Annotated in this window: 14 protein-coding genes; 7 read left to right on the top strand and 7 right to left on the bottom strand. The window is 55.1% G+C overall.

Features of this window, described 5'->3' with window-relative positions; genetic code table 11:
• Positions 1–174: 174 nt before the first annotated feature.
• Positions 175–1,074 (bottom strand): LysR family transcriptional regulator, encoded by a 900-nt coding sequence (locus AC2FFA_RS02800; protein ID WP_496849795.1) that lies wholly within the window; start codon positions 1,072–1,074, stop codon positions 175–177.
• Between the two features lie 102 nt (positions 1,075–1,176).
• On the opposite strand from AC2FFA_RS02800, the gene AC2FFA_RS02795 reads away from it, so the two are divergent.
• Complete coding sequence (locus tag AC2FFA_RS02795; protein ID WP_496849793.1) at positions 1,177–2,373, top strand: NADH:flavin oxidoreductase/NADH oxidase family protein; 1,197 nt, start codon at positions 1,177–1,179, stop codon at positions 2,371–2,373.
• A 106-nt stretch (positions 2,374–2,479) separates the two neighbouring features.
• Here the strand turns inward: AC2FFA_RS02795 and AC2FFA_RS02790 are convergent, their stop codons facing one another.
• Positions 2,480–2,713, bottom strand: a complete 234-nt coding sequence (locus AC2FFA_RS02790; protein ID WP_496673332.1) for a hypothetical protein — start codon at positions 2,711–2,713, stop codon at positions 2,480–2,482.
• A gap of 99 nt (positions 2,714–2,812) precedes the next feature.
• Between AC2FFA_RS02790 and AC2FFA_RS02785 the strand changes: the two genes are divergently transcribed.
• A complete protein-coding gene (locus AC2FFA_RS02785) occupies positions 2,813–3,142 on the top strand; it encodes a hypothetical protein (protein WP_496849790.1) in 330 nt (109 codons plus the stop codon).
• Positions 3,143–3,205: 63 nt separating this feature from the next.
• Here AC2FFA_RS02785 and mepK read toward each other — a convergent pair whose 3' ends face one another.
• On the bottom strand, positions 3,206–3,775 hold the full coding sequence (mepK, locus tag AC2FFA_RS02780; protein ID WP_117868936.1) for a peptidoglycan L,D-endopeptidase MepK: 570 nt from the start codon (positions 3,773–3,775) through the stop codon (positions 3,206–3,208).
• A gap of 351 nt (positions 3,776–4,126) precedes the next feature.
• Here mepK and AC2FFA_RS02775 point away from each other — a divergent pair, with 351 nt between their 5' ends.
• Genes AC2FFA_RS02775 through AC2FFA_RS02760 form a run of 4 tightly spaced genes read left to right on the top strand, consistent with a single transcriptional unit; the run spans position 4,127 to position 8,368 of the window.
• Positions 4,127–5,734: a L,D-transpeptidase family protein gene (locus AC2FFA_RS02775; protein WP_496849788.1), complete on the top strand. Its 1,608-nt coding sequence runs from the start codon at positions 4,127–4,129 to the stop codon at positions 5,732–5,734.
• Positions 5,735–5,768: 34 nt separating this feature from the next.
• A complete protein-coding gene (lpxD, locus tag AC2FFA_RS02770) occupies positions 5,769–6,860 on the top strand; it encodes a UDP-3-O-(3-hydroxymyristoyl)glucosamine N-acyltransferase (RefSeq protein WP_496849786.1) in 1,092 nt (363 codons plus the stop codon).
• A gap of 32 nt (positions 6,861–6,892) precedes the next feature.
• Complete coding sequence (locus tag AC2FFA_RS02765) at positions 6,893–7,150, top strand: acyl carrier protein (RefSeq protein WP_152458003.1); 258 nt, start codon at positions 6,893–6,895, stop codon at positions 7,148–7,150.
• A gap of 9 nt (positions 7,151–7,159) precedes the next feature.
• Complete coding sequence (locus tag AC2FFA_RS02760; RefSeq protein WP_117868940.1) at positions 7,160–8,368, top strand: beta-ketoacyl-[acyl-carrier-protein] synthase family protein; 1,209 nt, start codon at positions 7,160–7,162, stop codon at positions 8,366–8,368.
• A 50-nt stretch (positions 8,369–8,418) separates the two neighbouring features.
• Here the strand turns inward: AC2FFA_RS02760 and AC2FFA_RS02755 are convergent, their stop codons facing one another.
• Positions 8,419–8,997: an invasion associated locus B family protein gene (locus AC2FFA_RS02755; protein ID WP_496849784.1), complete on the bottom strand. Its 579-nt coding sequence runs from the start codon at positions 8,995–8,997 to the stop codon at positions 8,419–8,421.
• A gap of 449 nt (positions 8,998–9,446) precedes the next feature.
• Between AC2FFA_RS02755 and AC2FFA_RS02750 the strand changes: the two genes are divergently transcribed.
• Positions 9,447–10,994: a helicase HerA-like domain-containing protein gene (locus tag AC2FFA_RS02750; RefSeq protein WP_496849782.1), complete on the top strand. Its 1,548-nt coding sequence runs from the start codon at positions 9,447–9,449 to the stop codon at positions 10,992–10,994.
• Between the two features lie 32 nt (positions 10,995–11,026).
• Here AC2FFA_RS02750 and AC2FFA_RS02745 read toward each other — a convergent pair whose 3' ends face one another.
• The 3 genes from AC2FFA_RS02745 to AC2FFA_RS02735 all read right to left on the bottom strand — a co-directional run bounded on the left by AC2FFA_RS02745 (position 11,027) and on the right by AC2FFA_RS02735 (position 13,784).
• Positions 11,027–11,281, bottom strand: a complete 255-nt coding sequence (locus AC2FFA_RS02745; RefSeq protein WP_117868943.1) for a hypothetical protein — start codon at positions 11,279–11,281, stop codon at positions 11,027–11,029.
• Positions 11,282–11,463: 182 nt separating this feature from the next.
• Positions 11,464–12,777: a branched-chain amino acid ABC transporter permease gene (locus tag AC2FFA_RS02740; RefSeq protein ID WP_299897160.1), complete on the bottom strand. Its 1,314-nt coding sequence runs from the start codon at positions 12,775–12,777 to the stop codon at positions 11,464–11,466.
• Positions 12,774–13,784, bottom strand: coding sequence for a branched-chain amino acid ABC transporter permease (locus AC2FFA_RS02735; protein WP_117868945.1), 1,011 nt, complete (start codon positions 13,782–13,784; stop codon positions 12,774–12,776). Before AC2FFA_RS02735 ends, AC2FFA_RS02740 begins: the two co-directional genes overlap by 4 nt.
• Positions 13,785–13,873 lie beyond the last annotated feature (89 nt).

Here is a 13,873-nt window from a genome sequence, read left to right as displayed (position 1 = left end):
AACAAACGGGTGTGATTTCGGGGCCTTGTGGAGTTCCACGGCGTTTCTCCTCCTTTGAGTTGCTGTCAAAAGGGAGGTTTCAACGTCGACGAACCTTTAGGTTTCAGTGTTGTGCCTTCTTCCCATGTTTGAGAATGGTCGTGCACCCAACTCAGTGCACAAGTCTTTCCCTGTTCAATCGCGTCTCATTTCGTTGAACCAGTCTGCAAAGAAGTCAATCAAGGTGCGAATGCGTTGCGGTAGAAATGTCGTTTCAGGGCGCAGAATGAACACACCACCACCAGCATCCGGACATGCGTATTCCTTCAGCAATGGAAGAAGGCGTCCCTTGTTGATATCGCTCAAGGTGAGGAACTCAGGCAGCCATGCAATGCCGCGCCCCGATATACACGCCGCATGGAGCGCTTCCAGGTTGTTGCATGAAAAGCCCGATCCAAGCCGCGCGTTTCCGCCCTGTGGCTGAGCAAATCCCCAATCTGAAAGCTGCCTTTCCTGCCCCAGACGCAGACATCTGTGGATCGTTAGATCCTCGGGCTTTCCGGGACTGCCGTGTTGTTCAATATAGGAAGGCGCCGCACACAGAATGCGTGGGTTGCTCATAAGTTTTCGTGAGACGAGCGACGAGTCCGGCAATATCCCTGTTCGGATTGAGAGATCAAAGCCTTCGCCGATCAGGTCGATAATCTTGTCCGTCAACAGCAGCTCAACCTCGACCTCCGGGTGGTGTTCCATGAATTCGATCACAAGGGGCACTACAAACCGTCGCCCAAGCGCGGCTGAACTTGTCAGGCGTACCGTACCGCGCAACGTGGAAGCATCATCTGAGATATCCTCTTCCAGTGCTGTCAGGCGGGCAATCAGGTCACGTGCTTCCTCTGCATATCTCCGACCTGCTTCAGTCAGAGTCATCCGTCGGGTCGAGCGGACCAGAAGCGGCACATTCAACCGCTGCTCCAGTTGGTGGACCCTCTTGCCAACGGCAGAAGGGGTGTATCCCAACGCTCTGGCTGCGGCAGAAAAGCTGCCATGATCAACAACAGCCAACAGGATTTCCAGCTCGGTCTTCTGTGACATCTATTCCAAAAACGATCAAGATTTGATCCAGATTACCCGATTATCAATATAAGTCATCCAAACTATCTCAGATAAGGACAGAAAAGCCTGAGGAGACCTGCCTTGCACGCCACTTCGCCCCCAACTCTCTTCACACCGTTGGCCCTGCCGAACGGCCAAGTGCTGAAGAACCGGATCATCAAATCTGCGATGTCGGATTCGCTGGGGGATGGCCAGGGCAACCCGACGCCCACGCAAATTCGACTTTATGAACGTTGGGCAGAAGGCGGACTGGCAGCGTCGATTGTCGGAGAGGTCCAGGGTGATCCGCGATACCCAGAAAAGCCCGGAAATCTGGTTCTGGATGACAACGCCAATATGGCGGCATTTCGTGAGCTAGCCCGACGAGGATCGGCAAACAACGCGCAGCTTTGGTTACAGCTTGGGCATGCCGGGGCACTGGCCCATCTGCCAATCAGTACCCCCAAGGGGCCAAGTGCGATGGAATTCCCTGACTTTCGCAGTGAAGCCATGTCACGTGCCGAAATCGCGACCGTTCCCGCGTGTTTTGCCAATACGGCGCGCCGTGCAGCGGATTTAGGATTTGGCGGTGTGCAAATTCATGCCGCACACGGGTTTCTTCTGAGCCAGTTCCTGTCCCCGCTCTTCAATCGACGAACAGATGCCTATGGTGGTTCGCTACATGCACGGATGAGATTGCTCATCGAAACGGTCGAGGCTGTTCGTGCGGCGGTCCCGCCTGATTTTGTGGTTGCGGTAAAGCTGAACGCGACGGATCAGCTTGCCGGTGGTCTGACAGAACAAGAGGCGCTCGTAGTCGTGGCCGCTCTTGAAGGGAAGGGGGCTGACCTTTTGGATATCAGCGGAGGCACCTATTTCCCCGGTGCTCCGCCGAGTTCGGAGCGCATGAGTCAGGGTCCTTACTTTGTCGAATTTACCCGCGCCGCACGTCAACTGACATCGGTCCCGCTTATGGCTACGGGAGGGTTCAAGCGCCGTGAAGAAGCTGAATCCGCGGTCCTTTCCGAGGACGTGGATGCAGTGGGTTTGGCCAGGGGTTTTGTCATTGATCCGTCCCTGCCAACCACGTGGCGGGCGGGAAAGAACGCTCCCGCCTTTCCTCGCTTTGCCACCTTGCCGCCAGGTGGGATGACCGCGTGGTTCACTATGCGCATGACGGACCTTGGGTCAGAGCAAGAGAAAATGACGGATAGGGATATTGCCCAGGCCATTGCTGAGTATGAAGAACGTGATGAACGGCGCGTTGCGCTCTGGAAGCAAAGAACACTGGGTCATTAGGTATTTCCTTTTGGTCTCGGGCTGCGCCATTAAAGCCGTATGTCTGTGAGTGGAGGATAGTGCTCTGGGGATTTCGGGGGCAAGGTCACAATCCCTTTCGCACCTGTCAGCAAAGCTCAAGGTGTTTGAGCGACTTAAGTTGTTGATATTGTTGTTCGGACACTTCGTCGAGGCACCTTCCACCAACAAGGTCATGTGGCGCGGGATTGCGATCCCAGTCCGCAAGCGTCACGATCAGGGCGATCGTTCTCTCTCCGCTCAGGTGCGCGATCTCCTTGGTCGCTTGAGCAACTCCAATTATCTTGCATGTCCTGTCTTGCACCATGCGCGGAACAATCATTGACGCTTATTCCTCGGCATAGACCTCTCTACCCGTGGTTTTTGATGTACACTTTCAGGACGAGGCTGGATCGCGTCCGCTTTGAATGGAGGAAAGAACGTGCAAGTGATCTTTTCAAATAAGACGTTCATAATCAAAGTGCTGGTTCTAGCGATTTTGGGCTGTTACTTTATTTCGGGTTTTTCAATCCTAAGCGTCATAAGTTGGCTTGTACTTGGAGTAATAATTGCACTGATGCTCGGCAGACTTACTGACGAGGATTGGGATAGTGATGATGACTCAGAAGGCGAAAAAATATCAGACTCCAATGCCAACTCTCATGTCGATGACGAGAAGACGCACGAGAGCAGCAGTTCGACTGCGGAAACAGCATCCAGCAGCGGATCCGGAGGCGGCGACGTTGGCGGAGGAGGCGACGCAGGTATGTAACTGGTATGACGGTCAACCAGTTACATATGTTGTCGGGTGCATTGAATCCATAAGGCTTGCGTCTTAACCACGCCAGGTGCGCACGACACCGCAGTCCATATGCACGAAATTGGATCCGTAGTATTGACCAACTCCGCCAGCCCTGCATGACATAGCGGCCTTTGCCATCTGCGAAACAGAACGGGACGCCAAGCGCAAGTCTGCTGCTTGTCCCTGCATATGAAGCGATTTCCGGGCAACACCGCGAGATCTGGAGCGGAGCATGGCGTTGGTCTGTGGAGAACGATAGCCCGACAGCAACATGTAAGGTTCACTGACATCCAGCAGGTTGTGTGATGCCGCCATGATATCAATCGCGCGTAAATCGATGGATTTTACCTGATCTGTACGCCAATCACGCATGAAGTGATGCACTTCTTTGACAGCGTCCTTGATATACTTACCATCGACCCAATAAATCATGTCCAACCGTTCGCCCGTGCGACCGGAATACATACGTATGCGACGAATATCGCCGCCACCGCGCAAAAAGCCTGCTGCATTGGAGTATGTGGGTGCTGCTGCAACTGCGGTTGCTGCAAACGCACCCAATAGGGCACGTCGGGTCAAGCCCGAGGAACTGCTCTTGGTCATTTTGGTCGTCCCGTACTGTTCCTGCCTGCACACGATGTTACGTGCACTGTCTTAATTTTTTCCCATCCCAGATGCAGAATTTATGACACAATCGGATTCGGCGGCCAAGAAGTGTTTCACAGTTACCTTTTCAAGGGGGAATTTTCGGCAGCTTTTTGCGCAAATGTCACAGCTAGGCACAGAAATTTTGCAGCTGTGGACCCCGTGCCACCGGGCCGATGCAAACGCGCATCAGGAGAAAGCAGAAGCGATTTGGTAAGGAATTTGTGAATAGACAAGCCTTCGCAGTAAAATCCATAGTTGCTCGACGCACGTATCACCTACCCAAGCCATTGATTCCAAGGCCATCCAATGTTTTCTGTTTTCCGAACCAGTACCAGTATCCTGCTTGCCGCTTGTTTTGCGGCCACAGCCAGTGTGGCAAACACCACTTCTGAACCCGCGCCAAGCATGGCGTTTCAAATGGCGATAGCAGAACACACACCGCAGGCATCACAGATCGCTGAGTTCTATCGGACAAACGGGTTTTCGCCAATATGGGTGGGGGAAACCAATGAGCATATGCAACGCCGGGCTGCATTGATCCAGGCACTGTCAAATGCTCACCTGCACGGTCTGCCGCAGGCCGACGCAACAGTATCATCCTTGCTGCAGAAAATGGAAGGTGCACGCTCGACGCGCGACCTTGGGGAAGTTGAAGCGGAACTGAGTCGGGTTTTCGTGGAATTCGCCGACGCATTGTACTCAGGTGCTGTTCGGCCCGGCAGTGTCGACGACGGGCTTGTTCGGTCGGTGGATCGACTCAGCGCAGCCGAACATCTGAACGGACTAAACACACATGGCACCGCGTATATTGCGCAGCTGGCACCTCAGACGCGTCAATACCGGGCCCTTATGAAGCAAAAGCTCACGCTGCAAACCTTGATAGATCAGGGAGGTTGGGGGGCGACTGTACCCGTAAGCAAGTTGGAATACGGCGACACAGGACCCAATGTCGTGAAGCTTCGCAATCGGTTGGTGTCAATGGGCTATATGAAGCCCTCGGCCAGCCCGTCTTTCGACGCGGTGCTTCTGGAAGGCGTTAGAGCTTTTCAAACCGCGCATGGGTTGGAACCCGATGGCGTTGCAGGCAAAGGTACGATTGCCGAGGTGAACCGACCAGCTTCGGATCGGCTCAAGGCTGTATATGTTGCTCTGGAGCGGGAACGCTGGTTGCCTCGGGATCGCGGCGCACGTCATATTCTTGTCAACCAGACCGATTTTTCGGCAAAGATCGTAGACGACGGGCAAGTCACCTTTGAAACCCGTGCGGTGATCGGCAAGAACACACATGATCGCCGCAGCCCGGAGTTCTCGGATGTGATGGAGCATATGGTGATAAACCCGAGCTGGTATGTTCCACGCTCGATCATCACCAAGGAATATTTGCCCAAGCTGAAAGCGAATCCCAATGCGGTCGGTCATATTCAGATTACTGACAGCAGGGGGCGGCAGGTCAATCGCGGGGCTGTTGATTTCAATCAGTTCACTGCTCGGAGCTTTCCTTTTGCGATGCGTCAGCCACCCAGCAAAAGCAATGCTTTGGGGCTGGTCAAGTTCATGTTCCCCAATAAGCACAACATTTATCTGCATGATACGCCTCAGAAAAGTCTGTTTTCGCGTGAGGTGCGTGCGTTCTCGCACGGCTGCATCCGGCTGGCTCAGCCCTTCGAATTTGCCTATGCATTGCTGGCCAAACAGGAAGAGGATCCCAAGGCCTTCTTCCATCGCGTTCTGAACACTGGGAAGGAAACCAAGGTCGATTTGGAACAAAAAGTTCCGGTGCACTTGATTTATCGAACAGCCTATGTCGGACCAAAAGGCGACGTGCAGTATCGCCGTGATGTCTATGGCAGGGACAGCAAGACTTGGGAGGCCCTGCAAAAGGCAGGGGTGGCCCTGCCGGACATTCAGGGTTAAGCACAGGGCAAATCCTGCCAAAAGGAAGCCCGTGATGCAGTTTACCATTCAGCAAATCGCCGACGCTTTGGGTGCCGAGTGCCAAGGTGATGGTGGCCTGACGATCGTGCGGGCGGCCGAACCGGGCGATGCCGGACCAACCGATCTGGCGATGGCCATGTCCCCGAAATATGCCGAGGCGCTTTCGAACGGGGAAGCGCGCGCCGCCGTTCTCTGGGAAGGTGCGGACTGGCGGGCCATGGGTTTGCGAGCGGCCGTTTTCGTGAAACGTCCGCGCATGGCAATGGCCGGGATCACCGCGAAGCTGGATCGCGGGCAAGGGGTTGAACCGGGCATTCACCCTTCCGCAGTGATCGATCCAACGGCTGAAATTGGATCAGATGTGGCGATTGGACCGCTGACTGTTGTTGGCGCGCGGGCTCGAATTGGTTCGGGCTCGATAATCGGGGCGCACTGTGTGGTGGGTATCGACGCCGTTCTGGGCGAACGGGCCTTTTTGCGCGAAATGGTCAGCATTGGCGCGCGCGCTCAAATCGGGGATCGGTTTATTGCGCAACCTGGAGCAAGGATTGGCGGTGACGGATTCAGTTTTGTGACACCCGAGGTCTCCGGCGCTGAGAACGCCCGCAAAACGTTGGGCGATCAGGGTGATGCAAAGGCACAAAACTGGCTTCGCATCCACTCTTTGGGCGCGGTCGAGATCGGGGACGATGTGGAAGTTGGCTCCAATTGCACCGTCGACAATGGAACCATCCGCAACACGCGTATCGGCAACGGCTCCAAGCTGGATAATCTGGTCCATGTCGGGCACAACACCCGCATCGGGCAGGATTGTCTGTTGTGCGGTCAGACAGGCGTGTCCGGCTCGGTTGAGATCGGCAACAACGTCGTTCTGGGCGGGCAGACCGGAGTGGTCGACAATATTTTCATTGGGGATGGCGTCATCTCAGGTGGGGGCACAAAGATTCTGTCAAATGTTCCGGCCGGTCGCGTAATCATAGGGTATCCAGGCATCAAAATGGAGACTCATACAGATATCTACAAGGCGCAGCGACGACTGCCCCGCATGGCACGCGACGTTGAGGCATTGAAAAAGGCTGTTTTCAAACAGACCCCAAGCGATTAAATCATCGTCAAACTGAAAATCAGGGGATCGACATGAGCATCAGCGACCGCGTCATCGCAATCATTGCAGAGCAGGCCGTGCTGGAGCCATCGGACGTGACGCCCGAAAGCACGCTGGAGGATCTGGGTATCGACAGCCTTGGTCTGGTCGAAAGCATCTTCGCGATCGAGGAAGAGTTCGACATCTCTATTCCTTTCAATGCCAACGAACCCGAAGCCAACGATTTTGATATCTCGAATGTTGCTGCGATCATTGCCGGGATCGAAAAGCTCGTGTCGGAAAAGGTCTGACAAACGCTCATGAAACGTGTTGTCATTACCGGCGCAGGTACGATCAATTCACTGGGCCATTCGGTTCCTGACACGCTGGAAGCCATGCGGGAAGGTCGCTGTGGGATCTCGGAACTGGAATTCCGGGACGTTGATCGGTTGGCCATCAAGATCGGCGGGCAGGTTCGTGACTTTGAGGCCGAAGGGCGGTTCAACCGTCAACAGATGTCGCTGTATGACCGGTTCACTCAGTTCACACTGACCGCTGCCAAAGAGGCTATAGATCAGTCGGGCATCGAGTTTCACGGAGAGCTTGCTGCAAAGTCAGGTGTTGTCCTGGGGACTGCCGGTGGTGGTGTGTCGACCTGGGACGACAATTACCGATCGGTCTATGAGGATGGCAAGAATAGGGTACACCCTTTTGTTGTTCCCAAACTCATGAACAACGCGGCGGCCAGCCATGTTTCCATGGAACACAACCTCAAGGGTCCCAGCTTCACCGTGTCGACCGCCTGTGCATCTTCGAACCATGCCATGGCTCAGGCCTTTCAGATGGTCCGCAGCGGTATTGCACCGGTCATGGTCACAGGCGGGTCCGAATCCATGTTGTGTTTCGGTGGCGTCAAAGCCTGGGAAGGGCTGCGCGTGATGTCGAAGGATGCGTGCCGACCGTTCAGTGCCAACCGCAACGGGATGGTACAAGGGGAAGGGGCCGGTATCTTTGTTTTCGAGGAATACGAACACGCCCGTGCCCGGGGCGCCGAGATAATGTGCGAAGTCGTCGGTTTCGCTATGTCGTCAGACGCGGCCGATATCGTGATGCCCAGCAAACAAGGGGCTTCGCGGGCCATGTCAGGTGCCTTGGCCGATGCCAGCTTGAATGCCTGCGATGTCTGCTACATCAACGCGCATGGCACCGGAACGGCAGCGAATGACAAAACAGAGTGTGCCGCAGTGGCAGATGTATTTGGACCCCATGCCGACGATCTGATGATATCGTCGACCAAATCCATGCATGGCCATCTGATCGGAGGAACCGGTGCGGTGGAGCTGTTGGCCTGTATCATGGCGCTACGGGATGGTGTGATTGCACCCACCATCGGATACGAGGAACCCGATCCGGAATGCGCGCTTGATGTTGTGCCGAACGAAGCTCGGGAAGCCAAAGTTGACGTCGCACTCAGCAATGCGTTTGCCTTTGGCGGACTGAATGCGGTTTTAGCGCTGAAGCGGATTTAGTCCGCGCAGCGCCGCCGCATAGGATGCGGCGGCATATTCGAAACGCGCTCTTAGTTCCCGTTGACAGTCAGGGAATCAAAGCCGGACGTAAAGCCGGACAACGACATTTCCATTTCCAGAACCTGGTCCGGGAATCGGGCCGGTACCAACGAGAAGACTGCCTTGGTGCCAGATTTCATTGCTTCGATGTCGCCCTGGCTCAGGCCCAGTTGCGCGACGCAGCCAACAGGCAAGCAATGGTGATAGTTATACAGCTTGCGGGGCGCACCATCGATGGACAGGGCGAGCTGTGCTTGCAGCAGTGTTTCCAAAGGAACAATCACGTTGGCCCATGCAACTGCCGCGCCGCCTTCGGGCAGTTTCCCGATCGACACTTCTGCAATCGGATCACCTTGATTGCCCTTCAGTATCTGAACGATGGCGCACGGGTCTTCACCTTCCTGCGCCTTGATGCAGGACACGTCCCAATCTCCGAACTCATCCTTGACGAACTGTTCTCCGGGGCGCGGTCCTTCCTGACCCAGATCGAGCCCGGCATCCGGTTCAGAAGTCGTTGTGTCCTGCGCATATACCGCACCACATAGCAGAACTGCCGCTACTGTACTAAGCGAGAGGATTTTCTTAGTCATGAATGCCTCGATTTGATGATTGAGCTTTTTGCCTCGTTTAACACTCTTCTGAACTGGTGTCAGGCACTAACAGAAAAGCTTGTCCGAACGTGAACGGATTGTTGCCAGATCATCGAAACCGAACTGTCCTGAAGCAGAAAAAGAGAGCTGTATTTGCCAGCTCTCTTTCCCAAAAGGTTCTCCCCGTCGGACTGGCCGACTTATTTATGCGCAAATCCTACGAAAGGGGCGCTGACGGGTCAACAGCTATCCTCAAATTTTAATCTGTCCGTCAGAACTTTAAAACCTTTCCTGGACTGACAAAAAAAGCCGTGCCCGAAGGCACGGCCAGTCGACAGGGAGGAAATCTGCCCCACGTGAAGGAAACAAACGCAGGGCAAATTGACTATCGCAGTCAAAGGTTAACTTTGTATGCTGGTGACGGATCGGTGAAATATAAGGCAGTGTTAATGGGCAATAATATTTTTTTGGGCGGCGGTGGCGAAGGCTATGGCCTGCCGCAGGAACTGGCGCTGAAATATGCGAACCGCCACGGGCTGATTGCCGGTGCGACCGGGACCGGTAAGACTGTAACGTTGCAAATCCTGGCGGAAGGGTTTTCCCAAGCCGGGGTTCCGGTGTTTTTGTCCGATGTCAAAGGTGATTTGTCGGGTCTGGCTTTGCCCGGAAGCGATACGCAGAAATTGCATCAGGCGTTTATGGACCGTGCCGGCCGCATTGGATTTGACGATTTTTCCTATTCTGCCTGCCCGGTTACGTTCTGGGATCTCTTTGGTGAACAGGGCCATCCGGTGCGGACGACGGTTACCGAAATGGGGCCCTTGCTGCTGTCCCGTTTGATGGAATTGAGCGAAGCACAGGAAGGCATTTTGAATATCGCGTTCCGGGTGGCTGATGAAGAGGGAATGCCGCTTCTGGATCTCAAGGATCTTCAGGCATTGTTGGTCTGGATCGGAGAGAACAGGACCCAGCTTTCATTACGATACGGCAATGTTTCGACATCTTCGATCGGTGCCATCCAGCGGCGTTTGCTAGTATTGGAAAATCAGGGCGGAACAAAGCTGTTTGGCGAACCCGCGCTTGATCTGTCCGATTTGATGCGCACCGATGAAAGCGGGCAAGGGATGGTGAACATCCTTGCTTCGGACAAGCTGATGGCCTCGCCAAGGTTGTATGCGACGTTCCTGCTGTGGCTGCTGAGTGAATTGTTTGAGGAACTACCCGAAGTCGGTGATCCTGAAAAACCCAAGCTGGTGTTCTTTTTTGATGAGGCACATCTGCTGTTTGATGGCGCTCCGAAAGTGTTGGTGGACAAGGTCGAGCAGGTTGCCCGGCTGATCCGTTCCAAAGGGGTGGGGGTTTATTTCATAACTCAGAACCCCGCCGATATACCCGAGGATATTCTGGGGCAGTTGGGCAATCGCGTTCAGCACGCTTTGCGAGCGTTCACGGCGCGTGACCGAAAGAACCTGCGCCTGGCGGCCGAAACATATCGTGAGAATCCGGCCTTCGACACCGAAGTCGCAATCCGGGAGGTAGGCGTCGGTGAGGCGGTAACGTCGATGCTTCAGAAAAAAGGGGTTCCCGGAATCGTCGAACGCACACTGATTCGCCCACCGGGGTCTCAGTTGGGGCCGATCTCTGATGCCGAGCGTCGGACCATTCTCGGTACCTCCCCGATGGCGGCAAAATATGACAAGGGAATAGACCGAAAGTCGGCTTTTGAAATCCTGAAAGCCCGGGCAGAGGCAGCCGCCAGGGCCGCTGAACAGGCAGAGGCCGAAGAGGTTCTGGAAACGCAGTCACCGATGGAGCGGGAGTATGCTTCGGCACGCAGATACTCGGGAAGCCGGGTTGGCAGGTCCTCTTCCCGGGTGCAACGCCGCAAAGATACCTTTGCATCGGCGATGACCGACGCGGTGATCAAGGAACTGAAGGGAACGACCGGACGTCGGATCGTGCGCGGTATTCTTGGCGGTTTGTTCCGAAATAAATGACGGAACGGCGCCCATCGCGGGCGCCGCAATGTTTATTTCAAGCGGCGCTGACCTTCCTGACGGCAATAGGCATCCGCTTCGGGAACAGACATTTTTGTGGCCGGGTAATCAATTGCACGATCCCAGGTCACCCGATCTTGGCGGTACAACTGACAGGTTACGACACCTTTGGGTGTCTGGACCTTGACTGGTGTCGTCTCCAGTTCTTCTGGAGTGGGAATACAGGCGGCTGTTGCAACGGCAATAACCGGAAACAGAACAAGTGTCTTGAGGCGTGGTGCTTTCATTTCTAACTCTTTTCAACAAGTGTGAATGATCGTTACAGATCGGCGTAGACGGGTGTGAGCGCCGGCAACATACCGCAAAAAAGAAAACACTGCGGTGGGTCCGTTTATTCAGAAAATTGTTAAGAATCAAGAAACCGTGCCGGATGAAAGGCACGGTTTCGCCTATTGAAGGTGGAAGTGGCCTATTTCTCGGGGATCAGCCCTCTTGGACTGAATCTGAGAACAATCAACAGGATCAGGCCCATCGTAAACAGACGCATATGTGCGGCGCTGTCCAACAGGTGGGTTTTCAATGCGCTTCCATCCGGCATGCCTGCGGTAATGACATTCATCAGCCACAACCCGATCGGTTCCACCTGAACCCACAGGAACCAGATCAGGAATGCGCCTAGAACAGCCCCGAAATTGTTGCCGGATCCACCAACGATCACCATCACCCAGACCAGAAAGGTAAAGCGCAGTGGTTGGTAAGCGCTTGGCGTCAACTGGCCGTCCAGCGTGGTCATCATTGCACCCGCAATACCGCAAACCGCTGACCCCAGCACGAAGATTTGCAGATGACGACGGGTAACATCCTTGCCCATGGCCTCGGCCGCCACTTCATTGTCACGGATTGCGCGCATCATGCGGCCCCACGGGCTTTTCAGCGCCATCTGAGCCATCCAGAGCAGCACCAGAAGTACAATCATGAACAGCAGAGAATAACCGAGTTTAACCGTTAGCGTTGACGCAGTAACGGGATCCAACCCGAACCATTCGGCCCGGGCAAGAAAGGCCGGGTCACTCTGCAAGTCCACTTCGTAGCCCACTACCGGGGACGGGCGTGGGATGCCATAGACATTCTTGACGCCCCGGGCCAGCCAGTCTTCGTTTTTCATGACTGCAATGATGATTTCCGCGATACCCAATGTGGCAATCGCCAGATAATCCGAACGAAGGCCCAGCGCTGTTTTACCGATCAGCCACGCAGCGCCCGCCGCCAGCAAACCGCCCGCGGGCCAGGCCAGCAGAACAGGTAGGTTAAGACCGCCGATATTGCCGGAAATCGCCGGGTCGATTGCCTCGACCGCTGAAATGCTGGGGTCGAAAACCGCGCGATAGACGAAAAAGCCGACGACCAAAACTGCGATGATGGTGAGGGTTTGCACTCGACCTTTCGGTATTCTCGTTGCCACCAGAACAGCCGCCACCACTGTTGCGGCACCCAGCAGCAAAGCCAGAACGATTCCATAGCCGCCCGCAGCCCACGCACCGGGGGTGGGTGGTGTCGAGACCAGAACAACGGCCAGTCCGCCCAGCGCGACAAAGCCCATGACGCCCACGTTGAAAAGACCAGCAAAACCCCATTGCAGGTTTACACCGATCGCCATGATTGCGGAAATCAGCCCCATATTCAGGATCAGGATCGCGGTGTTCCAGCTTTGCGTAAAGCCGGTCAACAGGATCAAGCCGCCGACAATTGCGAAGAGCAGCGTATTTTTGACAGCGTCAGTCATACTGCTTTCCCCTTGAAAAGGCCCGTGGGCTTGAACAGAAGCACTATCAGCAGGATGACAAAGCTGACGGCGAATTTGTAATCGGTCGAGAGAAGTTGCACCAAACCTGACGGTTCAAGGTTTTCAGGCGCAAGATAGGTCAGGACTTTCTTCCAGGCGTACGTGATTGTCACTTCTGAAAACGCGATGATAAACCCGCCTGCAATGGCGCCCAGTGGGTTCCCCAAACCACCCACGATGGCCGAGGCAAAAATCGGAAGCAGAAGTTGGAAATACACGAAGGGTTTGAAGCTCTTGTCCAGCCCATAGAGAACACCAGCAGTCGTCGCCAGCGCGGCCACGATAATCCATGTGATCATCACCACACGTTCCGGGTTGATGCCTGACAGCAGCGCCAGATCCTCGTTGTCCGAGTAGGCCCGCATTGACTTGCCAGTGCGCGTTTTGTTGAGAAACCAGAACAGCAGCGCCACGGCAACAACGGCCACGATCACCGTGATACCTTGCGACGTCTTGATGGCCAGCCCCTCGCGCAGACCGGTCATCGCCTTGAAATCGCGCGCCGACACAATGAACCGAGCACCGTCCGAAAACCTTTGGTCGTCTGGCCCGATGATAAACCGGACAAGGCCGTTCATGATGAACATCACACCCATTGAAACGATCACCAGAATAACGGGCTTCGCCTTCTGTTCACGGTAGAATTTGTAGACCAGCCTGTCGGTGATCAGCACCAGCACGATACAGCCCAGGATGGCAAAGGGCAGGGCGAGCAGGGCGGTCGGCAACGGTCCAAAGCTGATCCCGGCGGCCTGCAACGCCCATGTGACAAGCACGGCGATCATCGCGCCAAAGGCCATGGTGTCGCCATGGGCAAAGTTCGAAAACCGCAGGATGCCGTAGATCAGGGTCACGCCAAGCGCGCCCAACGCCAGTTGGCTGCCATAAGCGACCGCAGGCACCAACACAAAATTCGCAAGCGCAACAAGCGCGTTGAGTAGATCCATTATTTCTTCTCACTGTCCGGGTGCGGTCTTATGGCATGACGGTCCGCGCAGGCACAATGTTTCCCGCGCGGTTTTGCGTCATATTTTTC

This window comes from Ruegeria sp. YTSB088, from assembly GCF_059609825.1.
Note: the sequence above shows the minus strand (reverse complement) of the source record. Positions and strands in the feature narration are given on the sequence as shown.